This window comes from Dactylosporangium salmoneum, from assembly GCF_039532525.1.
In the GTDB taxonomy this organism is placed as follows: Bacteria; Actinomycetota; Actinomycetes; order Mycobacteriales; family Micromonosporaceae; genus Dactylosporangium; species Dactylosporangium salmoneum.
In genome coordinates this window covers 123,569-148,122 of the sequence record NZ_BAAARV010000034.1, presented here as the reverse complement: position 1 = coordinate 148,122, position 24,554 = coordinate 123,569, and the positions used below count along the sequence as shown (strand labels likewise).

Here is a 24,554-nt window from a genome sequence, read left to right as displayed (position 1 = left end):
TTCGCGCCGAGCTGACCCCGCCATACGCTGGGGCCATGGTTCGTGCCGGCCTCAACCGTGCCCTCGTCTGCGCCGCCGCGCTGGACCTCGCCGACGAGCAGGGGATCAAGCAGCTGACGATGACGGCGCTGGCGCGGCGGCTCGGTGTCGCCATCCCCAGCCTGTACGAGCACGTCAAGAACATGGAGGACCTGCTGGACGGGGCGGCGGGCCGGGCCACCGACGAGATCGCCGGCAAGCTCGACGAGGCGCTTCGCGGGAGGACCCGGCTCGCCGCCCTGGAGGCCTACGCGGGGGCGCTGCGGGCCTGGGCCACCGCCCACCCGGGGCGCTACCAGGCGACCAAGCGGCCACTGGGCGACCCGGCGGGCGCGGCGGCCCAGGCGCGGGTCGTGGCCGGCTGCGCCACCCTGCTGCGCGGCTACGACCTGGAGGGCGAGCGGGGCGTGGACGCGGTCCGGTTCGTGCACAGCACGGTGCACGGGTTCATCGACATCGAGACCGACGGCGGCTTCCGCGCCGCCCGCGACCTGGACCGCAGCTGGGCCGGGGTGCTCGCGGCCGTCGACCGGGCACTGTCCAGCTGGCCCGCTACTTGACCTGGCACTCCAGCCGCACGGCCGTCTCCAGGTTGTCGCCGACCAGCACGAGCTCGTCGGCGCACCGCGCGTCGCCGCTGACGGCCTGGAAGCGGTACTTCCCGGGCGCCAGCTCGAAGCGGAAGTGCTCCCCGTCCACGAGCTTGCGGCTGACGATCTGCTCGGTTCCGCTCCAGACGACGACGGTGCCCGCCCGGGCCTGGTCGCTCGGCAAAGGACCGCCGGAGAAGACGATCTCGCCCGTGGCGGTGCCCTTGCCGCCGCACGCCGTCAGCAGGAGCAGGGCGGCGAGCCCGACGGCGGCCAGGAGGCGTGTCATGGGCGGGACGATACCCCGAAATCCACCCGCATCACGGCCCGGCGCTGGGTCGGACGGCTGACCTCGACGAACCCCGCGGCGGCGAAGATGCCGACGGTGCCGACGTAGAGCTCGGCCGGCCACGGCACGTCCGCACCGGGCTCGACCACCATCGGGTAGCCCTCGACCGCCGCCGCCCCGCGGTCCCGGGCGAAGCCGACCGCGGCCCTGGCGAGGGCCCCGCTCACCCCCATGCGGCGGAAGCCGGCGCGGGTGACGAAGCAGGTGACGGCCCACACGCCGGGGTCGTCGCGGTCCTCGTCCCGCCCGGCCCAGGGCACCCGGGCGGTGCGCAGGCGGCGGTAGGCGGCCCGCGGCTCGACCGCGCACCAGCCGGCCGGCTCGCCGTCGAGGTAGGCGACCAGGCCGATGGTGGCCGGGGCGCCGGGGTCGCCGCAGCGGGTCTGCGCGTACAGCGCCGCCGCCCGCTCCTCGACCGGGCCCTTGGCCCAGCCGCTGCCGGTGGTCTTGAAGTACTGGCACTGGCACCGGTGCGGGTCGCCCCGCTCGCCGAAGACCGCCTGCAGGTCCTCCCGGCTCGCCTCGTTGGCCGGCACCGCCGAAATCATGCGCTAATCCTGCACCTGCCGGGCCCGGATCGTGAGCAGACCGGCCAGGTCGACGTCGGAGGAGCGGCCGCCGTAGCCGGACTCGGAGATCAGCCGGGCGCCGAGGACCGCGCTCCAGAAGGTGCGCACCTCCACCGGCGGCGGGCGGTCGACGGTCCAGCCCCGCCGGTCCAGCAGCGCCGCGAGGTAGGTCTCGGCCCGGCGGAAGAGCACGGCGAGGTACGTCTGCGCCACCGGCTGCAGCTCGGGCCGCAGCCGCGTGATCGACATCGCCTGGACCGCCCCCGGCAGGGCGGGCAGGGCCAGCGCGGTGCGGGCCACGGCGGCCCGGAAGCCGTCGGGGTCGCGCCGGCGCATACCGACCGCCTCGAGCCGGGCCGCGTCGCGCAGCAGGGTCGAGAGGGCCGCGTGCACGAAGAGGCCGTCCTTCGAGCCGAAGTAGTAGGTGATCTGGTGGGGGTACGCCTGGGCCGCCCGGGCGATCTCGGCGACGCTCACCGCCGCCGGGCCGCGCGCGGCGAAGAGCTCGGCCGCGCACTGCAGGATGCGGGCCCGGGTGCGCCGGCCGCGGGCCCTGGCGGGCTCGGTGATGGACATTCCATATTTGTATGCGATACAACTAGGTGGTGGGAAGTACTGCTGACGTAGTTGTCACCGGACTCGGCGCCCTGACCCCGATCGGCGCCGACGTGGACTCACTGTGGGAGGGGGCCCTACAGGGCCGCTCCGGCGTAAGACGCATCGATGACCTGCTGGCCGGCCACCCGCGCCTGGAGGAGATGCCGGTGCGCATCGGCGCGCCGATGGCGGTCGCCCCCGACACCCTGCTCGACCGGGTCACCGCCCGGCGGATGGACCGCTGCGAGCAGGCCGCCGTGGTCGCCGCCCGGCAGGCGTGGGCCGACGCCGGCGCCCCCGAGGTCGACGGGGACCGCCTCGCCGTCGTCATCGCCACCGGCATCGGCGGCCTCAACACCCTGCTGGGCCAGGACGACGTGCTGGAGGAGAAGGGCCCCGGCCGGGTCTCCCCGCTGGTCGTGCCGATGCTCATGCCCAACGGGCCGGCCGCCTGGGTGAGCATCGAGCTCGGCGCCCGGGCCGGCGTCTACTGCCCGGTCTCGGCCTGCGCGTCCGGGGCCGAGGCGATCGCCCTCGCGGCCCGGCTCATCCGGCTCGGCGAGGCCGACATCGTCGTGGCCGGCGGCGCGGAGGCGGCGATCGCGCCGCTCACCCTGGCCGGCTTCGCCCAGGCCCGCACCCTGTCCAAGCGCAACGACGAGCCGGAACGGGCCTCCCGCCCGTTCGACGTCGGCCGGGACGGCTTCGTGCTCGGCGAGGGCGCCGGCGTGATCGTCCTGGAGCGGGCCGAGCACGCCGCCGCCCGGGGCGCGCGGGTCCACGGCCGGCTGGCCGGGATCGGCATCACCTCCGACGCCTACCACATCACCGGCCCCGACCCGACCGGCGACGGCCAGGTCAAGGCCATCACCAAGGCCGTGGCCGACGCCGGGCTGAGCAAGGCCGACGTCGGGCACGTCAACTGCCACGCCACGTCCACCCAGGCCGGCGACGTCGGCGAGGCCGTCGGCATCCGCCGGGCGCTCGGCGACCACGTCGTGCTGACCGCGCCCAAGTCCGGCCTCGGCCACCTGGTCGGCGCGGCCGGCGCGGTGGAGGGCATCCTCACCCTGCTGTCGGTCGTGCACGGCATCATCCCGCCGACGCTCAACCTCGAGCAGAAGGAGCCCGACGTGGCCCTCGACGTGGTCACCGGCGAGCCCCGCAAGCTGGAGCTCACCGCGGCCATCTGCAACTCGTTCGGCTTCGGCGGCCAGAACGCGTCGCTGCTCTTCACGAAGGCCTAACTGACCATCCGCTGGTCGGCGAGCTCGGCCAGCCGCACGGTGCACAGGCCGCCCCGCTCGGCCGTCACCTCCGTCACCTGCAGCTGCGTGCCCGGCGCCAGGAGGAACTCCTCCTCGCCGGTGAACGCGGAGAAGTCGCGAATGCCCACGGCCCGGGCCGGGGTGACCTCGAACAGGGTGCGCCGGCCGCGCCCGCCGAGGAAGGCCCGGGCCACGGTCAGCTTCGAGGTGCACGACGACACGCCCCACCAGGTGACCGTCTTGCCCAGCGGATACTGCGCCCGCAGGTCCAAGGCGACCCCGCGCCACAGCGGCTCGGTGCGCACCGGCAGCCGCGAAAGAGCCGAGAAGAGCAGCCTGAGGTACGGCAGGTAAGGCGCGATCTTCCCGCGGTCGGGATCGCGCAGGGTGGCGTTGATGCGCCGGTAGAACGCCGACTCGCAGGTATAGAGGTACAGGGCGGCGACCTCGTCCGCGCTCAGCCCGTGGCCGTCCACGCGCCGGCCGAAGGTGTCCGAGGCCTCGACGTAGTAGTCCAGCCCGGACAGCAGGTCGGCCACCGGCTTGGCCGCCGCCCGGAAGTCCATCAGCGGCGTGGCGAAGACGCCGGTGATCTCCGGCAGCGCCAGGCCCTCGTCCTTCACGCTGGCCAGGCGCTCGAGGTACAGCTGGTGCAGCTCCATCGTCGAGGCGATGAACGCCCCCATGCGCTCGGCGCCCTCGCGCGGGGCCAGCTCGTTCCAGCCCTTGCTGGGCAGCCAGTCGATCGGGTCGGCGCCGAGCGACTCCAGGGCCGCGTTGACGGTGGCGAAGTGCTCGTTGTCGCAGAAGATGTCGCCCTGGGCCGCCGGGTTGGGGTGGTCGATGTGGCGGACCTCGACCCCGGGGTACCGCCGCTGCAGGCGCTGCACCAGGCTCTTCAGGCCGCGGGCGTGCGCGCCCCACCACGCGAACACGACGCCCCGGTCCTGCTCCTCGGCGTCCTGCTTGGCCCGCAGGATCTCCTCGACCAGCCGCTCGACCACCGGCCGCCAGAAGGCGGTGTGCTGATCCGGCCCCATGGCGCCGTCCGCGCTCGCCGTGAGGGAGGCGTTGAGCAGCAGCACGCCCTGCGTGAGCATCGCCTGGAACCACTCCGGCGGCGCCACCGCGTCGCGCTCCTTGAGCAGCTTCCGGATGTCCGCGATCGGGGTCTTCTTCTGGATGCCGTACTTCCACATCGCCGCCGCCTTGATGATGCAGCGGATGCTGACGACCTTGCCGAACTGGCTGTCCGCCCAGTCGTGGAAGGTGTTGTCGAACATGGCGATGCCGGTGGCGCTCTCCGGCCGCGGATAGGGGTTCTGCCCGAAGACCACGACCTTCCACTTGTGCGGCGGGTTGGGCTTCAACGCCTGGAACGTCAGCTCCCGCACCGGCACGATCTGCGGCCCGCGCTGCGGCCCGATGAACGTGCCGGCGTCCGGCTGGGCCTCGATGACCGGCCCGAGCAGCGGCAGCCAGGGCTCGCCCCCGCCCGTGAACAGCTCGGCCAGCTTCAATGGGTCGTCGCTCATCGCCGTACTCCCCCCGCACGCTCCACTGTGGACGTCGCACAGTAGCACCCCGTCGGGTATGTTCTCGCCCCATGACCGTCACGCAGGAAACGCCGACGCTCCGGGTCGTGCTCAGCGACGTCAACGCCAAGGTCGTGCAGGCCTGGCTGTCCGCCTTCGCCGACACCCCGGGGGTCGAGATCGTCAAGGGCTCCCTCCTCAACCAGCAGGTCGACGCCTGGGTGAGCCCGACCAACTCGCTGGGCCGGATGGACGGCGGCGTGGACGCGGTCGTCAAGCGCCACCTCGGCGCCGGCATCCAGCTGCGCGTGCAGCAGGCCATCCGCGCCCAATTCGGCGCCACCCTGCCCATCGGCGGCGCCGTCTGCGTCCCGTCGGGCGCGGCCGTCCCGAAGTACCTCATCTCGACCCCGACCATGCACGGCTCCGCCGAGAACGTCCGCGAGACCCTGAACGTGGCCCTCGCCTGCGCCGCCGCCTTCCAGGCCGTGCACATGCAGAACGCGGCCGAGCCGGGCAGCATCACCTCGGTGGCCCTGGTCGGGATGGGCGCCGCCACCGGCAAGGTCCCGCCGCAGGTCTGCGCCAACCTGATGTGGGCCGGCTACACCCTCTTCGGCGAGCACTCCTTCGACGACTACGACGAACTGCGCGCCACCGTCCAGGACCAGCTGGGCGACATCGACACCCGCCCGCGCACCGGCCGCATCCGCATCACTCCCCCGGCCCCGCGGACCTCCCGCCGCTGAGCTCGCGCCCGGCGACCAGGACCGGCGGCGGTCGGTGTCGGTACGGGCGTGGAGGACTTCCGGATCGCGACCAACCGGTGCCGCAACGCCCGTCGGCCGGCCGACCGGCGGGCGTTGGGGTAGGACGTGCCCGATGTCGAGCCGCCCGAGCCGACGCGGCTCGGCGAGGTCGTGTGGCTCCAGCCGATCCCCGACGCCCTGCTGGAGCGGGTCGAGGCGATCTCGCTGGCCTTCGTGACCGCCCTGCAGCGGCTGCCGCCGCGGCAGGCCGCCGTGCTCGTCCTGCGCGACGTTCTCGGGTTCCGGGCGGCCGAGGTGGCGGACATGCTCGACACGAGCGTCGAGTCGGTCGAGGGCGACCTCGAGCGGGCCCGCGCCGGGCTGCGGCACCGGCCGGACGCGGCGCCGGCGCCCGGGTCGCCGGGCGAGGAGGCGGTCGTGGCCCGGTTCGTGCGGGCGTGGGAGGCGGCCGACCTCGACGGGCTCGTGGCGCTGCTCACCGACGACGTGTTCATGTCGATGCCGCCGATGCCGTTCGAGTACGAGGGGCGCGAGGTCGTCACCCGCTTCTGCGCCGGCATCTTCGGCGCCGGGCGGCGCTTCGACCTGGTGCCCACCCGGGCCAACGGGCAGCCGGCGTTCGGCGCCTACCTGCGCGGGCCGGACGGGCTCAGCCACGGCATCGGGCTCTACGTGCTCACCCTGGACGGCGAGCGCATCCGCGGGCTGACCCGCTTCGAGAACGTCGTGCTGCCCGTCTTCGGGCTGCCGCGCAGCCTCAGGTCCGGGCCACGCTGAAGCGGGCCACCGCGCCGCCGGTGCGGTCGTAGTACTCGACCACGACGGTGTGCGGGCCGGCCGGGACGTCGACGTCGGCGGTGTACGTGGTCGCGGCGTGGTCGCCCCAGCCGTCGAGGACGACGGCGCCGTCGAGCAGCACCCGGATGCCGTCGTCGCCGGTGGCGGTGAAGCGGTACGTCCCGGCCTCGAACCGCGTCGTGCGGGTGAAGCGGGCGGAGAAGAAGTCGGCCGGGACGGCGGCGGCGGGCGAACCGGCGCCCCAGTTGAAGTCGACGGCCGCCTCGGGGCGGGTCAGCACGGGCGGGCCCTGCAGGTCGGGGTTGGCGAAGTACTCGGCGGCGTAGGAGTCGTCGGCGGTGGGCACGACCTCGCCGACCCGCTGGTAGTCCAGCATGGCCCGGGCGCCGCTGGCGTTCTCGAAGTACTCGACCCGGATGACGTGCGGCCCGGCGAGCACCACCTTGTCGACCGAGAACGTCGTGCTCTGCAGCTGCCACAGGTCCACCACGGGCACGTCGTCGACGTAGACCCGGATGCCGTCGTCGGCGGCGCCGCTGAACCGGTACACGCCGGCCGACAGCACGTCGGTGCGCGTCCAGCGGGCCATGAAGTGGTCGGCGCCGATGCCGGGGGCGGGCGAACCGTCGTACCAGTCGAACTGCACCTCGGGATCGGAGCGCTCGAGGTCGGCCGGCCGGTCCGGGATCGCCGGGGTGGGGCCCGCGTCCGGGGTGTTCCAGTACTCGCCCCGGTACGCCGGCGTGGCCGGGATGTCGCCGACCCGGTGGTACACCAGCCGGGCCACCGCGCCGCCGCCGTTCTCGAAGTACTCCATCCGCAGCGTGTGCGGGCCGCCGTCCATCGGCAGGGTCGCGGTGTACGTCGTCGGCGCCTCGTCGACCCAGCGGTCGATGACCGGCACGCCGTCGACGAAGAGCCGCACGCCGTCGTCGGCGGTGGCCGCGAACTCGTACTGCCCGGGCGCCAGGCTCAGCGTCCGCGTCCAGCGGGCGGTGAACCGGTCGACCGAGATGTTCGGGGCGGGCGAGCCCGTGCCCCAGTCGAAGTCGATCGCCGGGTCGGCGCGGACCAGGTCCGGGGCGGTGGCGGGGATGTCGTTGCCGCTGGGAGGGCTGTTCCAGTACTCGCCGTGGAAGGTCTCGTCCGGCTGCTCGCTCGTGCTGTCCCAGGACAGCCGCACGAGCGCGCCCCCGCCGCCCTCGTAGTACTCCAGCCGGATCTCGTGGTCGCCCTCGCCGAGGTCGGCGTCGTAGGAGTACGCGGTGGCGGTCTGGCCCTGCCACTGGTCGATGACCCGCTTGTTGTCGATGTAGAGCCGCACGCCGTCGTCGGCCATCGTGGTGAACCGGTAGCGGCCGGCCCCGAACCACTGCGTCGTGCTCCAGCGGGCCGAGAAGTTGTTGTCCGGCACGGCCGGGTCGGGCGCGCCGGCGCCCCAGTCGAAGTCGATCTTCGCGTCCTGCCGGGTGAGCACCGGGGCGCCGGACAGGGTCGGGTTGTCGAAGAACTCGGCCGCGAACGGCGCCGCCGGCCGGTACGCCGCCGTGTAGGTGGTGTCGGCGTCGGCGGTGGTGATGACGTGGCGGATGCTGTGCCCGTCGGACCAGCCGGCGAACTGCAGGACCGTGCCGTCGGCGGCGACCGCCGTGCTCGGCGCGGCGATCTGGCGCTGGAAGCCGACCACGCCGGCCGTCGTCATCGGCGTGCTCACCGGCACGGAGTCGAGCGTGAGCCCCAGGCCCGGCGGGTCGGTGGCCAGCGTCAGGTTCGCGATGCGGGGCCGGATCGTCACCGTCTTCGTGGTGCTCAGCCCGTTGCCGTCGGTCGCCGTCACGGTCAGCTCGTAGGACGTGTCGGCCGAGGCCTCGCCCGCCGTCGGGATCGTGAACGAGCCGGCCCGGCCGGTCAGCGGGCCGGCGAAGGGGTGGTAGTGCGAGCCGTGGTGCAGCCGCACGACCGTCTTGATGTTCGCGTCGTTGAGGTCGAAGCCCGCGGCGTCGCTGGCGAAGGCGTTGTACGTGATGGTGTCGCCGGCGCGGTACAGCTGCCCCTCCACCGGCAGCGCAACCGTCAGCGTGGGCGGGATGCCCACCTGGATCACGATCGGCTGGGCCTGCGTGTGGTCGCCGCCGGAGGACACGGTCAGGTGGACGGTGTAGACGCCCTTCTCCGTGAACGTCTTGACCGGGTTCGCCTCGGTGCTCGTCGTGCCGTCGCCGAAGCTCCAGAGGTACGTCAGGTCGTCGCCGTCCGGGTCCGTGCTGCCGGCGCTGGAGAAGGTGACGGTCAGCGGGTCGATGCCGCGGGTCACGCTCGCGCTCGCGCTGGCCACCGGGGCGTGGGCGGTGGCGTTGTAGACGACGTGGTACAGGGCGCCCGGGTAGTAGGTGATGTAGTACAGCGAGCCGTCCGGGGCGACCTTCATGTCGACCACCGCGCCGGCCTGGCTGTCGAAGTCGTAGACCCCGGTGACGGCCCCGTTCGCGTCGAGCTGGGCCCGCTTGATGAAGCCGCTGGCGTAGTCGCCGAAGAAGAAGCTGCCCTGGTACTCCGGGGGGAACATCGACCCGCGATAGATGGGGCCGCCGGTGACCGCCGCGCTCTGCCCGTTGTGGTTGTAGGTGTGGATCGGGTCGATGAACCCGGCGCAGTTCGCGGTGCACATGCCCTCGTGCAGCGGCCAGCCGTAGTTGCCGCCCTTGACGATGTGGTTGAGCTCTTCCCACGTGTAGTCGCCGACGTCGCCGCCGTACAGCTGGCCGGTGGCGCTGTCGAACTGGAAGCGCCAGGGGTTGCGGAAGCCGTACGCCCAGATCGCGCCCAGCTTGCCCGGCTGCCCATAGAAGGGGTTGTCCGCCGGGACCGAGCCGTCCTTGTTGATCCGCAGGATCTTGCCGTGCGGGTTGCTCAGGTCCTGGGCGTTGCCGGGCACCCCGTTGTCGCCGATGGCCAGGTAGAGCTTGCCGTCGGGGCCGAAGGCTATGCTCCCGCCGACGTGCAGCAGCTGCGAGGGCGACGACGTCTGGAACAGCGGGTAGGGGCCCTGCGTGCCGATGTCGTCGGCGCCGTCGTACCGCACCAGGTGATTCAGCAGGTCGTGGCCGGTGTAGTAGAAGTACACGAAATTGTTCGAAATGCCGAACTCGGGGTCGAACGCGATGCCGATCAGCCCGCGGTCCCCGCTCGGCTCGGCGGGCAGCTCGGCGAAGGGCTGCGCCAGCAGCACCCCGTCCTTGATGATCTTCACCTTGCCGCCGCGCTCCAGCACGAAGATCCGCCCGTCGGGCGCGATGTCGAACCCGGACGGCCCGTCGAGATCGGTCCCCTGCACCAGCGACGTCTGGAAGTTTCCCGGCGGCGCCGCGTGCCCCGCCTCGCCGGTCGCGACCAGTGCCGCCCCGGCCAGGAGCAGCACGGCGCCGAGCTTTGCCAGACGTCCCATGACGGGCCCCTCGCGTTCGCAGTGTCAGTCCGATGTGGACACTTCACGTTGCGCGGTGGGGACTGTACCGATCCCGCTCCTATGGCCCGCTGCTCGAGTCTCGTTCCCGACATGCCATCCCGTTCGCCCGATTTCCCGGACAGTCGGGGCGATAGCGCACATACGCGAAAGGCCGGTCCAATCCGGACCGGCCTCACGCGTATGAGTGGTTCCTCAGAAGCTTGTGCCCCCCGACGGAGTGGTGGGCGCGCCGCTGGTCGCCATGTCACGCTCGATCGCGGGCGACTGCGACGAGTGCAGCAGCCGGTGCCCGATATCCGTCTCGGCGAACCGGCTGTTGGCCAGCCTGTCACTGACCTTGGTCTTGCCTTCGCTGTAGAGCCGCGTCGCCTGCTCCTGGACGACCCCGGCGGCCTCTTGCACCGTCGGGCTCTCCTTGATCTTCAGAGCAGTAGCCTTGAGCTCCTCATACTTCTCCCGACCAGCCCGGGCACCGAGCACGAAGCCCGCGGCCAGACCGCCGAGGAACAGTAGCTTGCCGCGCATCGCGACGACCTCCTTCTGACGACGCCGGGTCATCGGTGCCTGGTGCGCCGTCTGTGTTGGCATACCCGCCCATCGTCGCTTCGACACATGGATCATGCACCGGTTGTCCCCGGTTACCCCCCGAACCGGTGGTCCCCCACCGCGATTCGGGATACCCGCTGGCGTGTACCCCCCGAGTCATGCTGTACTCTTTCCCGGTCGCCCTCGAACAGCGGGGGACGGCAAGGCACGATCCCGCGTAGCTCAATTGGCAGAGCAGCCGGCTGTTAACCGGCAGGTTATAGGTTCGAGTCCTATCGCGGGAGCAACTTCGGCCCTCTTTGGGGGGCCATTTTTCACATCTGCCACGCTCCGGGGCGACATGATACTTGCGAGGCTCGGTAAGCTTGCGACGCTCGGGGGCGGTAGCTCAGCAGGTTAGAGCTGGGGACTCATAATCCCTTGGTCGCGGGTTCGAGTCCCGCCCGCCCCACTGTGTGTCCTGGTCAGCGGCATTTCCTTGTGCGCTGCGCGGCCTTTAGTGGGCCGGTACAGCAGCAAAGTACAGCAGTAAGGGTTGAAGCAGCGATGAGCGGCGGCCGCCATGGGCGGTTCCGGGCCCGAACCGCCATCCGGAAGCGCCTGCCCTGGTTCTTGATCAACCTCGGCGTCGCCGACAAGGGCAAGACCGACTGCGGCGAGCATGAGTGGTACAACGCCGGCGACGGGGTTGCACACTGCTACCACTGCGTGGTCGGGCAGAAACCGTACGACCCGGCCGACTTCATCCAAGGCCCTCACCCAGCTTCTTGAGCGCGTCGCGAGTCTGCTGATCGGTCACCTGGGTGTAGATCTCCATCGTGATCTTGAAGTTCGCGTGCCGGAGAATCTGCATCGCCACCCGCGGGTGAACGTCCAGGTCCGCCAGCAGCGACCCACAGGTACGCCGGGCGTCGTGCACGGTGATGTGCCGAAGGCCGGCCTCGTCACAGCGGCGGGCCCAGAAGCGCAGGAAGTTCCGCGGCTCGATCGGGGTCCCGAACTTCGTGGTGATCACCAGGCCGTTCTCGTGCCACGCGTCACCTGCCGCCGCCTTCGCCGCCTTCTGCGCCTCCCGGTGCTCCTTGAGGGCGACCACGCAGATCGGCGGAAGCGGGAGCGTCGCATCCGACGACGCCGTCTTGGTCCGCCGGCGCTCGATACCGCGGACCTTGCCGACGCGCTGGATCTGCCAGTCGATGGTCACCGTTCCAGCCTCCAAGTCGAGATCATCCCAACAGAGGCCGAGCAGCTCCCCTTTGCGTAGGCCGAGCACGAGGACCAGGACGTACGCGGCGTAGAGGCGGTCACCGGCCGCTCTGGCGGACTCCAGGAACCGGCGCGCCTCTTCGCTCGTCCACGCCTTGCGCTTGTGCTTGCGGATCGCGGGCAGCCGGACCGTCTTGGCGACGTTGACGCTGGCGTAGCCGTCGAGGATCGCCTGTGACAAGGCTGCGCGCAGCACTGACAGGTGCGGCCGACCTCGTTGAGCCACAGCTGGACATCGCGCGCCTGGAGACGGTCGAGCCGCTTCTTGCCGAGACCGGGCACCAGGTAGCGGCGGGCGACGCGACCACCCATGCGAAGAGCAGCCACACACCCCAACCGAGCGCCACGATGCCGGCGAGACCGGCGACGATCGCGGCGACTCTGCCGAAGAGCCGCCATGTGATGCGCCGGTACCACCGCGGCCGAGGAACGGGCTCGAGGAGCGTGACGCTGATGGCGAAGTGGCCGTCGGACAGCGGGCAAGGGCGGCCGTAGCGGACGAGATGCCCCCGAGCGTCGGCGGCGCAGCATGTTCGCGAGCTGCTCGGCTGGTCCGGTGAGGAAGTGCTCAACGGGCTGGAGTTCACGGTTCATCGCACGACTCCTGAGGGGATCGCTCCGTTGACGGGGCGGGGCAGGGGTTCGAGGCGGATGGTGTTGACTGGCAACGGCTGCGGCTCCGGTTCAGCCACGACGGCGGCCGGTCGGGTTTGGGCGGTGAGGAGAGCGGCGGCGGCCATGACCATCAGGCCGTCGACGGCGAGAGGGCCGAGGGTGGCCGTGAGCGGGTCTTCGCCGTAGTGGCGGAACAGCCCGGACAGGTGACGGTAGGACACGACGGCGGCGACGAGCGCCACGGGCAGCAGGCCGGCGAACCGGGCTAGGCGCCACCACCAGCCGGTCGGCCAGACGGTACGGACGAGAATTTCGACCGCGATGAAGACCGCGACGGGCTAGAACATCGCCGACAGCACCGCCCCGGCCTCTGCCGCCAGCCGGTGGGGGCGCTGGAGGGCGGGATGTAGCAGTGCGCGACGTTCGCGGCGAGGGAGCCGAACCGGCCCAGCGCGGTGCCAAGGCGCCTTCGGCGCAGCCCGCGGGCGGTCACCGACTCGGCGGGCAAGCGGCGCCCGCGCTCCGCGCCGGCGCCGGAAGCCCGCCGGCCGGGAACCCGCCCGCGGGCACGCACAGGACCCTTGAGAGAAGCCCGACCAACTTGCGGCCGACGATGGTGCAGCCTTTGACTCCGGTCCGTCGGGCGCACGACCGTTGCTCCCGTCAGTCACCGGTCGCTTCGCTCCCTGCCAGCTGATCGGTGGTCACGGTCTTTGCCTCCGGCGGGGCCTCCAGCCGGGGGCCTCAGGGCTCCGGTGGGCGCCCCTCCGCGCCCCCGACGTCCAGGCAAAGCCAACAGGCCGGCGGCGGGGGCCGCCAAGCGTGATCGCGGACGTCGCGGTCCGTACTCACGAGGGCAGCCCCCGCCGCCGGCCTGTTCCCCGGAGGGTGGACGACGGGTATACGGAGGGGCTGGAAGGAAGCCTTATTCGTAGTGGTAGCGGCACTGCGCGATCTGCACCACGTCGTCGACGATGCGATACACGAGGCGGTGTTCCTGGTCGATCCGGCGGGACCAGAAGCCGGCCCAGTTGCCGCGCAGTTGCTCGGGCTTGCCGATACCTTCGTGGCCGTTGCGGCGAATGTCCTCGATCAGCTGGTTGACCCGGCGGAGCATCTGGCGGTTCTGCTGCCAGCTCAGGTAGTCCTCCCAGCCGCGGGAGGCGAACTGAACCTTCACGCCGCTTCCGTGCTGCTGTCCGGGTCGATCAGGTCACGGACCTCACCGCCGCCGGCGCGGAGCTCCTCGATCGCCTCGTTGAGGCGGCGGGCGTTTGCGGGGCTGGCCATCAGGTAGGCCGTCTCCTTCAAGGACTCGTACTCGCGCAGGGAGATGATGACCGCGGCCTCGTGTCCGGAGCGGGTCACCACGACCTCCTCCGCGTCGTCGACGACCTGGTCGAGGACCTTGGCGAGGTTCTGCCGAACCTCCGAGTAGCTGACGGTGCGCATAAGTCCCCCTGGGTGCTGACGTACAGGAAATTGTACAACCTGCGCATCCTGCGTGTCAGCTCCGGCGGCCGGCGCGGAAGTACAGCAGCAAAGTACAGCAACCGACCACACTGAGCCCGACCACGACGAAGCTGAAACCGTTGCGTAGCAACGAATCCGGCTCCACGAGACGCTACTGCCGCGAATCCCTTGGTCGCGGGTTCGAGTCCCGCCCGCCCCACTGTGCTGCTTCGTGCCTCCGGCGCGAGGCGGGGGGTCCCACCCCCGCACCCCCATGCCGCACCCCCATGCCGCGCTGGCGCGCGGCACTGGCTCCGCTCCGCTGGCCAGACCACCAGTTCTTGCGGCTGGAGAGTGGCTGTTCTGCTGGACAGGCCACCACCTTGACCTCCATTCGGGCGCGCGTAGCCTTCGCCCGAGTCGCCCTTTTCGCCGCGTTTCTCGGGGCCAGCCGAGCGGGCGGGTATGACAGTTTCTGGCACCTGGGCGGCTGCAGAGTCGGCTGGTCGTCGTGTGGATGATGGTGCCGTGGCTGGCTGGGACGAGCTGACGCCGGAGCAGTACGCGGTGATGATCGACGCCTATGAGGAAGCCTATTTGCACTGCGTGATTGACGACTATGAGTACTTCTGGCGTCGTACCTCAGCCGGTGGACGTGGCGACCGGCGGTCCGCACTGGGGGATCGAGACCGTTTCGGTGTGGGACTCGAAGGTCCAGAAATCTGGCAGGGCGATCGCCGTCTTCTGCACGTACTGGTAGAACGCGGTGCTGCCGCCGTCCTGGACCGAGACCGGGATCATCGCCGGGGCCGGGCGGGTGGTCTGCAGCACGACGTACGCCTCGCCGCAGAACCGCGCGTTCGGCGGCGAGGTGTAGCGCGGCACGGTGATGGACGGGGTCGCCTGGGTCAGGTAGTGCTCGATGGTCTGCACGAGCACAATCTGCTGGCGTGGGACGCTCCAGCCGTACACCACCTCGATGAAACGCAGCCGATAGTCCGGGCACCGGTCGAAGAACGTCGGCGGGGAGACGCTCACCGTCCCGCCGGTGAGCGTGTACCCGTTGATCAGAGGCTCGTCGTGGACCGGGACCCCGTTCGGCGGCGTCGCGCACGACGCCGGCCTGGTCGTCGTCGAGGAGCCGGTGCCCGATCCCGGCGCGGCGACCGGCAGGCCGCTCGACCCGGTCGCGGCCGGGTTCGACGGCGCGGCGGAGCTGGTGTCCGCGGTCGGCGCCGGGGTTACGGACGTCACCGGATCCGGCTGGACCCCGTCGTGCCACCGGGGCGGCAGCGCGACGAGTGCGACGAGCACGGCGGCGGCCGCGCCGACCGCGCTCCAGGCTCTCCGTCGGCGGCGGCGCCGCCGCAGGGTCAGCTCGATCGCCGGGAGCCCGGGCGGGCGCGCGGTCCGTACCGAGTGCGTCCGGAACGCCTCGAACCGCTCCTGCAGTGGGTCGCGCTCAGCCATCGGTCACCCGCTTCTCATCCAGGCTGAGCAGCTCGTTCAGCATCGCCCGGGCGCGGTGCAGGCGGGCCTTCACCGTGCCCTCCGCGGCCCCGGTGAACTGGGCGATCTCACGGACCGGCAGGTCGGCCAGATAGTGCAGGATCACCGCCTGCCGGTACAGCGGGGGCAACTTCGCGAGGGCCCGGGTCAGGTCCAGGGACAGGCCGTCGGGGCCGTCGACGTCGTCGCGGAGCAGGTCGCGGTGCCGCGACAGTAGCCGCTTGGCCCGCCGCCAGCGGCTGATCGCCAGGTTCCAGGCGACCCGGCGGACCCAGCCGACGGGGTCGTCGAACCGTGCCACCGTCGACCACCTGGCGAAGGCGCGCGTGTACGCCTCCTGGACCATGTCCTGCGCCTCGGCCCGGTCGCCGACGAACGCATGGAGCTGGGTGAGGAGTTGCGGGAACGTCGCCTCGTAGAAGTCGGCGAAGTCGGGCGCGACGGCCAACGGGCGCGGCACTCCGGTCGATGGGAGGACGGGATCATGGCGGTCGCGGGGCCAGGTGGCCCCGCGACCGGCCATTAGAGCAGGTGCTGCGGGGTCGTGGCCCGGCTGCCCCCGACGTAGGCGGTGACGTCCCCGGCCGGGCCGACCGCCCACAGGTCGGGCACCCCGTCACCGCCGAAGTCCGCCGCCTGCAGGTCGGCGAGCTCGACGCCGCGGTTCCAGTCGGTGGAGATCGTCCGCTGGGTGTAGGCCAGCGAGCCGGTGAAGTCGCCGTTGTCGGTGAAGGTCACGCCCGTCCAGAGGTACAGGCCTCCGGTGCCGGCGTTCCAGAGAAACATGGCGGTGCCGGACGGCAGCGACAGTGACGCGAGCGTCCAGTCTGCCCAGTTTGTACCGCCGGTAGGCGTCGGGTTGGTCAGCGCGACCGGGAACGCCAGGTTCAGCGTGCCGTTCTGGTTGGCGTAGTACTCCAGGGCGCCGGTGAAGACGCCGAGCAGGTCGGCGTAGGCGTAGTTCGTGCCGGCGGAGTGGTAGGCGTTGACGAGCTGCCGCGGGTTCTCGCCGTTGAGGTCGGTGAGGAACCCGGCCGAGATGGTGTGTTCGAAGCCGAGCTGGGCCTGCAGCGCCGTTCCGTCGCCGCTGCCGTCGATGACTATCCCGGAGCCCGGGTTCACGCCGCCGGCGTAGTAGACCAGCACGTCGGTGAAGCCGGTGCCGGTGAACTGGCCGGTGATCACCCGTGAACCGTCGAAGCTGGTGCCGACGCCGTTGCCGTTGACCCCGATGTCGGCCGCCGGCACCCGTACCCTGCCGTTGCCGCCGGTGCGCCCCTTGGCCAGCCAGACCCCGGTCGGCAGGCCGGCCGTCCCGCCCGCGGTCAGCAGGTCGGGCCGGCCGTCGCCGTCGAGGTCCTTGTCGGCGTACGGCGTGGCGGCGAGCGCGCCCAGCACGAGCCGGCCCTCGGGGCCGGCCGAGCCGTCGCGGGACACGCCGTGCGCGGACACCCGGATCGTCCGCCCGACCGGCGTGTAGGCAATGCTCGCGGTACCCCCGGTGGCCTTGACCGACCTCGAGCGTCCGTTGATCTCGTAGACGAACCGGACGGGCGCGGTGAAGCCCGGCTCGGCGGTGAACGTAAGGGTGATGGGTGAGTCGGTGACCGGCACGTACGTCGAGGTGGTGATGTTCGTCGGACCGGCCGCCGAACTCGCCGCGCGCGCCGTGGACGCCGGTGCGATCGCCGCGAGCGCGGCCAGCGCCGCGACGGCCCAGCGGACCCCGGTGCTCCGCCCCCCGATTGGTGGCATTCGATGCTCCTCGATGGATCGGCCCGCCGCGGTGGCGGGCGTCCATTACCGACACGCCGGCAGCCGGGGTCGGTTGCGTCCGAGGCGAGGAATTCGTAAAAGATCTTCGCAACCGTGTCCGCGCCCCAGGCGTGTCGGGACGAAGGACGCGAGCGACCTTGACGTGGCTGCCGGTTTCCCCGCCGCGGACCGATCACCATGTGCTCGGCGGACAACAGCGCTCTGTACCGGGGCATCCACCTGCTGGTGATCGCGGTATTCGAGGTGACAGCGGGTCGCTCGCTACAGGATGCTGCCGGGCGGAGGTGGCGGGGCGTTGGCCGGGGCGAGTGTGGCGGTGTGCGTCGAGGTGGCCGACGGGCAACCGGTGGCGGAGGTGGTCGCCGCCGCCCTGGAACCGTTCGACATGGCGCATGGTCCGGACGGTCGCTGGGACAGATGGCGCATCGACGGCTGGCTGCCGGTGCTACGAACGCGAGCCGTACGTGGGCAACCGCGTGGCGCGCGTCGTCCCTGCCTCGGAGCTGCTGCGGCTCGACGGGGTCTGGGTGGATGACGGCGACTACCCCGGCTCGGGCAACATGTTCGATGACAGCCGGTGGGACGAGTACTACCGCGCGGCGGACGCCTACCTGGACGCGTTGCCCGGCGACGCGTACATCGTCCAGATCCACATTCACAGTTGACGGTGCGAAGTGCTGGGCCGACACGGCAAGCGCGCCGGTTCACCCCGGTCGGTGTCATGGGGGCGGCCGGTGTGGGTAGCCGAGTGAGGCGTGAGGTTCGTGGTGGTGCTCGCGTCTCTGTTGATCGGACTCATCGGACTGGTCGCCGCGCGCATGTCGGTCGAGGTGCGCGGGCAGGCGAAGTCGCGCAACGGCATCCAGGTGCGCGACGGCCGGCTCGTCGAGGCCAGCGGCAGCGACCTCGTGCTGCGCGGCGTCAACCATGACGTCATCTGGTACCCGGACAAGAATGACGCGTTCGCCGCGATCAAGGCCGCCGGAGCGAACGCGGTACGGGTACCGCTCGGCTTCGGGCACCAGTTCCCGGAGGCCACGCCCGACGAGGTGGCGAACGTGGTCGCGCTCTGCCGGCAGAACCGTCTGATCTGCGTCCTCGACGCGCAGGACACCGCTGGATTCGGCGAGGAGAAGAAGGCAGCGACGATCGACCAGGCGGTCAAGTTCTGGCTGGGCATGCGCCGCGTGCTGGAGGGCCAGGAAGACCACGTCATCATCAACGTTGCCGCCGAGCCTTTCGGCAACGGCACCGCGTGGCCCTGGGTGGAGCAGACCTCCGGCGCGATCCGCGAGCTGCGTGCTGCCGGCTTCAAGCATGCGCTGATGGTCGACGCCCCCGGCTGGGGCCAGGACGAGTCGTTCATCATGCGGGACAACGCCGAGAAGGTTGCCGCCGCCGACCCCATGGGCGACACCGTCTTCGACATCCACATGTACGGCAGATTCGGCACCGCCGCCAAGGTCGACAGCTACCTGGGCTCGTTCGTCGCGCGTCGCCTGCCGATCGTCATCGGTGAGTTTGCCCTCGAGCACGAGTTCGGCAACCCGGATGCGGACGCGATCATGGCCTATGCGCAGACGCACGACCTGGGCTACTTCGGCTGGTCGTGGAGCGGTAACGACAGCAGGAACAAAGATCTGGACCTGGTCAACAACTTCGACGCCAACAACCGCACGGCGTGGGGCAGGCGGTTCATCAACGGTCCCAACGGGCTGACGACGAATACGCGGGAAGCCACCGTCTTCCGCAACGCGATGCAGCCGGTGTCATTTACCGACGACCCCAAGAACCGGGCGCCGCAGCAGCTGTCCCTGGCCGATGTGACCTCCCGCAGCGTCCGCCTGACGTGGCAACGCCGGCCGGGCGGGTTCGGCGGCACGGCGTACCAGGTGGTGGCCCTCAACGGCGCTGCGGAGACCCCCGTTGTCACGACCTACGGCCCTGACGTGACGCTGACCGGGCTCGACGGCTCGACGGAGTACACCTACGCCGTCTACGCCCGGGACCTGCTGGGCAGGCGTTCGCCACGCTCGACGCCGGTCGCCGCGATCACTCCACCGGCGCGGTAGCGGCGCCACCTCGCGGACCAGGACGCCGGTCGAGCACGTCGAGCGCCTCGGCCGGCGGGTCCTCGTGTGGTCAGGCCGGTTGGGTGGCCGGCGCGATCCGCAGGCCTGGCTGTGGGTGCCACCGGTGCTGGCCGTCGCCGCCATTCCGGTGTTCGGCGCCGCGGTCGCGCGGGGACAGAGTCTGGACAACGCGGTGCCGTCGTACGTCTGGTTGATGGTGGCGTGGGCGGTCGGACGGGTCGTCCGCGACTGGCGTCAGCGCACCCTCGCCCTGGAGCAGGCCAACCGGGAGCTGGCCGAGCTTCCCGTTGTATAACGGAGTTACCACATCGGATCGAGGGGAACCGCCATGTCTGACCTGCACGTGGTCCTCGGCGCCACCGGTGCGATCGGCTCGGCCGTCGTCGCCGAACTCACCGCCGGCGGTCGCCGGGTCCGCGCCGTCAGCCGAGGCGCGGCCGCCGGTCCGGGCGACTTCCGTGCCGACGTCACGACCACCGAGGGGGCCGTCGCCGCCTGCGCCGGTGCCGCGGTCGTCTACCAATGCGCGCAGCCACAGTACGGGCGCTGGGCCGAGGAGTTCCCAGGTCTCACCCGCACGATCCTCACCGGCGTCGAGGCCGCCGGGGCGAAGCTGGTCATGGCCGACAACCTCTACGTCTACGGGCCCGTCGAAGGGCCGATGACCGAGGACCTGCCACACGCCGCCACCAACCCCAAGGGCCGAGCCCGCGCCGAGGTGGACGAGCTGATCCTCGGCGCCCACCGGTCCGGGCGGATCCGCGCGACGCTGGGACGGGCCTCCGACTACTACGGCCCCCGGGGCGTCAACACCATCATCGGCCCGACCGTCTTCGCCGCCGCCCTGGCCGGGAAGACCGCCCGCTGGGTGGGCGACCTCGATCAGCCGCACACCGTCGCGTACCTTCCCGACGTCGCCGCCGGTCTCGTCACCCTCGGCGAGCGCGCGGAGGCCGACGGGCGCGCCTGGCACCTGCCGGCCGCCGCGCCGGTCACCGGCCGTGAGTTCCTTGATCTCGTGTGGGCAGCGGCGGGCGGCAGGCCCCGGGTTGCCGGACTCAGCCGGACGGCGCAGCGCCTGATCGGACTGTTCAACCCGACCGTCCGCGAGCTCGGCGAGACCTGGTATCAGCGCGACCGGGCGTTCATCGTCGACGACTCGGCCTTCCGGAAGGCGTTCGGCCCCGTCAAGGTCACCCCGCACGCGGAAGGCGCGGCCGCGACACTCGACTGGTACCGGCACTACGCGGCCTGACGGCCAAGGACGCGGTCGAGCTCCGGTTCGGGCTCGACCTGGCGCGGCGCTGAGACGGCAGCCCCGCGAACGCGGTCAGCACCAAGGCGGCGGCGACGAAGCGTCACGCGCGCACCGCGGCCCGAAGCCCCCTGGGCAAGAAGTGGCCCGAAGCCCCCTGGGCAAGAAGTACAGAAGCCCCCCGGGACCAGACGTGAACCTGCACGGCGCGGGCTGCGACTGAACAGGCGAAGGAGGGCAGATGGCCGATGAGTTGTTGGTGGTTCGCTGCCAGTTGGGCGAACGGGAAGCCTTCGCCGAGTTGATCCGGGCATGGCATCCGGCGGTCGAGCGGTACGTCGGGCGGATGCTGACCGGGCCCGACGACGATGTGGTGCAAGAGGTGTGGCTGGCGGTCTTCAAGGGGCTGCCGCGGCTGCGCCAGCCCGGCCGGTTCGCCCCCTGGCTCTTCGTCATCGCCCGCCGCGCTGTGATGAACCGGCTGCGTGACGTCTACGCACGCCCGGAGCCTGAGCTGGTCGACGACGTGCCGGGAGCCGACGAGGCCGAACTGGTGGTCGATCGGGAGGCGATCGGTAGCGCGTTGGCGGCGCTTCCGGCCAGGGAACGGGAGGTACTGCTGCTGTTCTACCTCGAGGATCTGCCGTTGGACGCGTGCGCGCAGATCTGCGCCGTTCCGGTCGGCACCATCAAGTCGCGGCTCAATCGGGCAAGGCAGTTGTTGCGCCGCGAGCTGGCGCGGAAAGGGTACGAAGCATGACGCCCGAGGATCTGCTCAAGCGGCTCGACGCGCCGTTGTCGCTGCGGAAGAGGATCGGATACGTGACGGTGGCGCTCGCCGGGCTCGCCGGCAGCGGCCTGATCGCGCTGCTGTGGGCAACCGAGCCGGGGCTGCCACCACGGACGGTGGTGGCATTCGCGGTACTGGTGGCGATCGGACTGTGCTGGGCGGCTTTCGGCGCCTGGGCCGTGACCCGCAGGACGCCGATGTTCGCCCGGGATCGCGTCGTCGCCGGCTGGCTCGGATTGGGCGCCTGGGTGCTGTTCACCGTCGGTGCGCTGGTCATCACCACCCTGCGGCACAAGCTCGAGCCGTCGTTGGTCGTCGTGGTGTCGGCGTTGGGTGTCCTGGCCGCCGTCAATCTGCGTGCTGCCCGCCGTAGGAGGGCGGCTCTGCTACGCCGCAAGGAACAGCTGAGCCGGGTTCCATGAGCCGTGAGGTACGCCCTCATCGACTGGCCGGCGGCCGGCGCCGGGATGCCAAGCGTGTGACGGCCGGCGGCAGCATGGCCACGATGGTCGCGACGACGAGGGTCAGCGCGGCGAGGGTGGTGGATCGCCAGGGCCAGGCGGCGCCGGCGAGCCGCAGATGGTCGGCCGGGTACTCGGTGAACTTGGCGGCGGTCACGGCGGTGGCCCGGTCGGTGTGGCGGGCGAGGTCGCGCAGGACCGGGTCGAAGCTGAACTCCGCGTCGCCGCGGGTGGCGTGGGGCAGGTCGATGCCGAGGTGGTGCTCGCCGGCCCATTGCCGCAGGGCGGGGTCGACCTGGTCAGGGCTGCGCAGGCCAGGGACGACGAGCCGGTCGATGTCGGCGGTCGTGGTGCCGGTGGGGCTGGCGAGCAGGACAACGCCGTGCCGGGTGGTGACGACGGGGTGCGCGGCGAGCGTGAGCGTGCGGGCGGCGAAGGAGGCTCCGGCGTACAACTCGAACGCTGCGGCGACGTCGATCTCATCGAGGCCGTTGACCAGCCCGATGCCGACGGTCGGGCGCAGCCACGGGAACGCGGCATTGAGACCGTAGGGCAGGTCGGACGGGACGAGCCGGTGCGTGGCAATGGTCGTCGGGCCGTCGAGCTTCCAGCCCGGGTACGCGATGTCGTGGCCGATGCGGTTGGCCTCATCCGTGCCCGCGATCTGCTCGACCAGCCGGAGCGCGCCGACAACGCCGGAGGTGACGCCGGCGGTGGTGGTGATCGGGCCGTCCTCGACGTAACGCCGGCCGGCGATCCAGTCGGTGTGCGGGTAGCTGTCGCGGAGGCCGCCGAGGTTGGCCCAGAACGACGTGGCGCGGCGGTTGTCCAGCAGACCGGTGGTGGCGAGGAACTGCGACCCGGCGCATACCGCCAGGATTCGTGCTCCGTGGTCGGCCTGGCGGCTGATCCAGCCCCGCAGGGTGGCCTCGGCCGGGCCGGTGGGTTCCACCACGGCGGGCACGACAACGACGTCGGGCGCGGGAACGGCGCCGCCGTCGACGTCGGTGACGGCGTGGTCGGGAAGGACCTGCAGGCCGCCGGAGAGCGGAACGGGGGCGCGGCGGGCCGAAACGGTGTAGACGAAGAACCGTGTGGACCGGGCGAACACCTCGTACGGTGCGAGCACGTCAGTGGCGACCGATCCGGTGGAGCCGATGACGACCGCGACGACGGTACGTCCGGCCGGAGCCTTCGCCGGCTCCGGCCATCCCCCGGCCGGAGCGGCCGGCGCCGCGGACGGGTAGCTGTCGTGCATCGTGGCGGCGACCCCGGCCAGCCCGATGCCGGCCAGGGTAAGGGCGAACAGCACCACACCGAGCACGACGTGGGCCAGAATCCGGGCATGGCGAAGCAACACGTGTCGCATGACGACTTTCTCCGTACGGACGAGGGAGGACGAGAGCGGATCAGCGGCCTTCGGCGCGGACCGCCGACGGGGGTTGGCCATACCGGGCGGAGTACAACCGGCGGAAGTGCCGGGCGTCGCGGAAGCCGCACCGCGCGGCCACGGCCTCGATGGTGAGATCGGTCTCGGCCAACATGGCGGCGGCCTGCTCCAGGCGAAGCTGCTGCTGGTACTCCAGCGGGGTGATGCCGGTCGCCGCGACGAACGCGCGGGACAGGCCACGGGGCGACAGGTGTGCCACCGCGGCCAGCTCCGCAAGGGTGCGCGGGGTGTTCAGGTGTGCGGCGATGTGGTCCTGCACCCGATGGACGCCCGGGTGCAGGTGGTCGCGATGCCTCAGGAACGGGCTGATCTGTGCCTGGGAGCCGTCCCGCCGCAGGTACACCACCAGCTCCCGCGCCACGGCGGCGGTCAGCGCCGGTCCGTGGTCCCGTTCGACCAGCGACAGCGCCAGGTCGACACCGGCCGAAATGCCGGCGCTCGTGCTGATCGGGCCGTCGTGGACGTACAGCACGCCGTCCTGGACCCGGGCGGCCGGAAACCGCCGGCGCATGGGCTCGATCAACCCCCAGTGCGTGGTGCACCGCCGGCCGTCCAGCAGCCCGGCGTCGCCCAGGGCCACCGCACCGGTGCAGACGGCCGCGATCCGGGCCCCGGCACGGTGCCCCGCCCGTAGCCACTCCACCACCGGCTCCGACACCAGGTTCAGTCCCGGGCCCGGCTCGCGCAGCCGCGGGCCGGGCACCAGGACCAGATCGCCCGGACCGACCTCCGGCAACCGCCCGATCCCAGCCAGGGCAAGTCCTTGCGCCGATCGCATCCGCTCGGCCTCGGCCACGAACTCCAGCCGGTAGCCTGCGCCCAGCGCCGCCGCGGCGTCGAAGACCTGCACCGGACCGCCCAGGTCGAGCAGGTTGACCTCTGGCAGTACCAGCACGACCACTCGCGTGGCACCGGCCGTCACACTTTCCACACCGCCGACGCTAGCCCGCAGGACGGGGTGCCAGGCAGGGCTCCAACGGCCTCCCACCGGACGGATCAGGCACTCCCGTTGTCAGGCTGCCTGCAGCGATGCGCGGACGTGGCGTCGGGCGTCGTGGATGCGGGACTTCAGCGTGCCGACCGGGACGGCCAGGTGCTCGGCGATCTCGTCGTAGGTCAGCTGGCACAGGTCGCGCAGGACCAGGGGCGCGACCAGCTCGGGCCGGTGCGCCTCCAGCTGTTCCAGCGCGTCCAGGAGGTCGAGCCGGGAGCCCGCGATCACGCTCGTCGTGCGCGGGTCGGCGGCATCGACCGGGAGCATCGGCATGGGCTGCTCGTTGGCCTTGCGCGCCGCCCGTGTCGGGGTCGTCTACTCGTAGCAGTTCTGGAGTGCGTCCTGAATGTTCAGCCCGGTAATGGC

The 24,554-nt window shown here is 71.5% G+C and carries 26 protein-coding genes, 2 tRNA genes and 1 pseudogene; 13 read left to right on the top strand and 16 right to left on the bottom strand.

The window, feature by feature from the left end; genetic code table 11:
- The first annotated feature begins 35 nt into the window (after positions 1-35).
- Complete coding sequence (locus tag ABD352_RS24235) at positions 36-599, top strand: TetR/AcrR family transcriptional regulator (RefSeq protein ID WP_344614759.1); 564 nt, start codon at positions 36-38, stop codon at positions 597-599.
- On the opposite strand, the gene ABD352_RS24230 is transcribed toward ABD352_RS24235, so the two are convergent.
- Genes ABD352_RS24230 through ABD352_RS24220 form a run of 3 tightly spaced genes read right to left on the bottom strand, consistent with a single transcriptional unit; the run spans position 592 to position 2,123 of the window.
- Positions 592-918, bottom strand: a complete 327-nt coding sequence (locus ABD352_RS24230; protein ID WP_344614758.1) for a hypothetical protein — start codon at positions 916-918, stop codon at positions 592-594. The two genes, ABD352_RS24235 and ABD352_RS24230, sit on opposite strands and share 8 nt — an antisense overlap.
- Complete coding sequence (locus tag ABD352_RS24225; protein ID WP_344614757.1) at positions 915-1,526, bottom strand: GNAT family N-acetyltransferase; 612 nt, start codon at positions 1,524-1,526, stop codon at positions 915-917. The genes ABD352_RS24230 and ABD352_RS24225 overlap by 4 nt, the downstream gene beginning before the upstream one ends.
- 3 nt (positions 1,527-1,529) lie before the next feature.
- Positions 1,530-2,123 carry a TetR/AcrR family transcriptional regulator gene (locus tag ABD352_RS24220; RefSeq protein ID WP_344614756.1) on the bottom strand — a complete coding sequence of 198 codons (594 nt, stop codon included), beginning with the start codon at positions 2,121-2,123 and terminating at the stop codon, positions 1,530-1,532.
- A 29-nt stretch (positions 2,124-2,152) separates the two neighbouring features.
- Between ABD352_RS24220 and ABD352_RS24215 the strand changes: the two genes are divergently transcribed.
- On the top strand, positions 2,153-3,391 hold the full coding sequence (locus ABD352_RS24215) for a beta-ketoacyl-[acyl-carrier-protein] synthase family protein (protein ID WP_344614755.1): 1,239 nt from the start codon (positions 2,153-2,155) through the stop codon (positions 3,389-3,391).
- Here the strand turns inward: ABD352_RS24215 and ABD352_RS24210 are convergent.
- Complete coding sequence (locus tag ABD352_RS24210; RefSeq protein WP_344614754.1) at positions 3,388-4,947, bottom strand: ADP-ribosyltransferase domain-containing protein; 1,560 nt, start codon at positions 4,945-4,947, stop codon at positions 3,388-3,390. The genes ABD352_RS24215 and ABD352_RS24210 overlap by 4 nt on opposite strands.
- 71 nt (positions 4,948-5,018) lie before the next feature.
- Between ABD352_RS24210 and ABD352_RS24205 the strand changes: the two genes are divergently transcribed.
- On the top strand, positions 5,019-5,696 hold the full coding sequence (locus tag ABD352_RS24205) for a macro domain-containing protein (RefSeq protein WP_344614753.1): 678 nt from the start codon (positions 5,019-5,021) through the stop codon (positions 5,694-5,696).
- A gap of 126 nt (positions 5,697-5,822) precedes the next feature.
- The gene (locus ABD352_RS24200; protein ID WP_344614752.1) at positions 5,823-6,494 is read left to right on the top strand and encodes a sigma factor-like helix-turn-helix DNA-binding protein; all 672 of its coding nucleotides are present in this window, start codon (positions 5,823-5,825) and stop codon (positions 6,492-6,494) included.
- Here ABD352_RS24200 and ABD352_RS24195 read toward each other — a convergent pair.
- Together ABD352_RS24195 and ABD352_RS24190 are read right to left on the bottom strand one after the other, a co-directional pair.
- The gene (locus ABD352_RS24195; RefSeq protein ID WP_344614751.1) at positions 6,475-9,960 is read right to left on the bottom strand and encodes a PA14 domain-containing protein; all 3,486 of its coding nucleotides are present in this window, start codon (positions 9,958-9,960) and stop codon (positions 6,475-6,477) included. The genes ABD352_RS24200 and ABD352_RS24195 overlap by 20 nt on opposite strands.
- Before the next feature lie 213 nt (positions 9,961-10,173).
- Entirely contained in the window at positions 10,174-10,506 is a 333-nt protein-coding gene (locus ABD352_RS24190; protein WP_344614773.1) for a hypothetical protein, read from the bottom strand.
- A 232-nt stretch (positions 10,507-10,738) separates the two neighbouring features.
- On the opposite strand from ABD352_RS24190, the gene ABD352_RS24185 reads away from it, so the two are divergent.
- The 3 genes from ABD352_RS24185 (at position 10,739) to ABD352_RS24175 (ending at position 11,298) form a co-directional block, all read left to right on the top strand.
- A tRNA-Asn gene (locus ABD352_RS24185) sits at positions 10,739-10,811 on the top strand.
- Positions 10,812-10,904: 93 nt separating this feature from the next.
- Positions 10,905-10,978, top strand: a tRNA-Ile gene (locus ABD352_RS24180).
- A gap of 95 nt (positions 10,979-11,073) precedes the next feature.
- The gene (locus ABD352_RS24175) at positions 11,074-11,298 is read left to right on the top strand and encodes a hypothetical protein (protein ID WP_344614750.1); all 225 of its coding nucleotides are present in this window, start codon (positions 11,074-11,076) and stop codon (positions 11,296-11,298) included.
- Here ABD352_RS24175 and ABD352_RS24170 read toward each other — a convergent pair.
- The 7 genes and pseudogenes from ABD352_RS24170 to ABD352_RS24140 form a co-directional block, all read right to left on the bottom strand.
- Positions 11,270-12,087, bottom strand: a pseudogene (locus ABD352_RS24170) (site-specific integrase); the annotation flags it as partial. The gene ABD352_RS24175 and the pseudogene ABD352_RS24170 overlap by 29 nt on opposite strands.
- Before the next feature lie 296 nt (positions 12,088-12,383).
- Positions 12,384-12,650, bottom strand: a complete 267-nt coding sequence (locus ABD352_RS24165) for a DUF2637 domain-containing protein (RefSeq protein ID WP_344614748.1) — start codon at positions 12,648-12,650, stop codon at positions 12,384-12,386.
- 683 nt (positions 12,651-13,333) lie between these two features.
- The gene (locus ABD352_RS24160) at positions 13,334-13,588 is read right to left on the bottom strand and encodes a Txe/YoeB family addiction module toxin (protein ID WP_344614747.1); all 255 of its coding nucleotides are present in this window, start codon (positions 13,586-13,588) and stop codon (positions 13,334-13,336) included.
- Positions 13,585-13,860 carry a type II toxin-antitoxin system Phd/YefM family antitoxin gene (locus tag ABD352_RS24155; protein WP_344614746.1) on the bottom strand — a complete coding sequence of 92 codons (276 nt, stop codon included), beginning with the start codon at positions 13,858-13,860 and terminating at the stop codon, positions 13,585-13,587. Before ABD352_RS24155 ends, ABD352_RS24160 begins: the two co-directional genes overlap by 4 nt.
- 642 nt (positions 13,861-14,502) lie before the next feature.
- Complete coding sequence (locus tag ABD352_RS24150) at positions 14,503-15,330, bottom strand: hypothetical protein (RefSeq protein WP_344614745.1); 828 nt, start codon at positions 15,328-15,330, stop codon at positions 14,503-14,505.
- A complete protein-coding gene (locus ABD352_RS24145; protein ID WP_344614744.1) occupies positions 15,323-15,829 on the bottom strand; it encodes a SigE family RNA polymerase sigma factor in 507 nt (168 codons plus the stop codon). Before ABD352_RS24145 ends, ABD352_RS24150 begins: the two co-directional genes overlap by 8 nt.
- 62 nt (positions 15,830-15,891) lie before the next feature.
- Entirely contained in the window at positions 15,892-17,124 is a 1,233-nt protein-coding gene (locus ABD352_RS24140; protein WP_344614743.1) for a hypothetical protein, read from the bottom strand.
- Positions 17,125-17,609: 485 nt separating this feature from the next.
- Between ABD352_RS24140 and ABD352_RS24135 the strand changes: the two genes are divergently transcribed.
- From ABD352_RS24135 to ABD352_RS24110, 6 genes are all read left to right on the top strand, one after another.
- The gene (locus ABD352_RS24135; protein ID WP_344614742.1) at positions 17,610-17,810 is read left to right on the top strand and encodes a hypothetical protein; all 201 of its coding nucleotides are present in this window, start codon (positions 17,610-17,612) and stop codon (positions 17,808-17,810) included.
- 105 nt (positions 17,811-17,915) lie between these two features.
- Positions 17,916-19,217 (top strand): cellulase family glycosylhydrolase, encoded by a 1,302-nt coding sequence (locus ABD352_RS24130; RefSeq protein WP_344614741.1) that lies wholly within the window; start codon positions 17,916-17,918, stop codon positions 19,215-19,217.
- Between the two features lie 79 nt (positions 19,218-19,296).
- Positions 19,297-19,533, top strand: a complete 237-nt coding sequence (locus ABD352_RS24125) for a hypothetical protein (protein WP_344614740.1) — start codon at positions 19,297-19,299, stop codon at positions 19,531-19,533.
- A 33-nt stretch (positions 19,534-19,566) separates the two neighbouring features.
- Positions 19,567-20,493, top strand: a complete 927-nt coding sequence (locus ABD352_RS24120; protein ID WP_344614739.1) for an NAD-dependent epimerase/dehydratase family protein — start codon at positions 19,567-19,569, stop codon at positions 20,491-20,493.
- Positions 20,494-20,734: 241 nt separating this feature from the next.
- Positions 20,735-21,253 (top strand): RNA polymerase sigma factor, encoded by a 519-nt coding sequence (locus ABD352_RS24115; RefSeq protein WP_344614738.1) that lies wholly within the window; start codon positions 20,735-20,737, stop codon positions 21,251-21,253.
- The gene (locus tag ABD352_RS24110) at positions 21,250-21,705 is read left to right on the top strand and encodes a hypothetical protein (RefSeq protein ID WP_344614737.1); all 456 of its coding nucleotides are present in this window, start codon (positions 21,250-21,252) and stop codon (positions 21,703-21,705) included. Before ABD352_RS24115 ends, ABD352_RS24110 begins: the two co-directional genes overlap by 4 nt.
- A 16-nt stretch (positions 21,706-21,721) precedes the next feature.
- Here ABD352_RS24110 and ABD352_RS24105 read toward each other — a convergent pair whose 3' ends face one another.
- The 3 genes from ABD352_RS24105 to ABD352_RS24095 form a co-directional block, all read right to left on the bottom strand.
- Positions 21,722-23,113, bottom strand: coding sequence for a DJ-1/PfpI family protein (locus ABD352_RS24105; RefSeq protein ID WP_344614736.1), 1,392 nt, complete (start codon positions 23,111-23,113; stop codon positions 21,722-21,724).
- Positions 23,114-23,153: 40 nt separating this feature from the next.
- Positions 23,154-24,125 (bottom strand): GlxA family transcriptional regulator, encoded by a 972-nt coding sequence (locus ABD352_RS24100; RefSeq protein ID WP_344614735.1) that lies wholly within the window; start codon positions 24,123-24,125, stop codon positions 23,154-23,156.
- A gap of 81 nt (positions 24,126-24,206) precedes the next feature.
- Positions 24,207-24,461 carry a sigma factor-like helix-turn-helix DNA-binding protein gene (locus tag ABD352_RS24095; protein WP_344614734.1) on the bottom strand — a complete coding sequence of 85 codons (255 nt, stop codon included), beginning with the start codon at positions 24,459-24,461 and terminating at the stop codon, positions 24,207-24,209.
- Between the last annotated feature and the right edge of the window lie 93 nt (positions 24,462-24,554).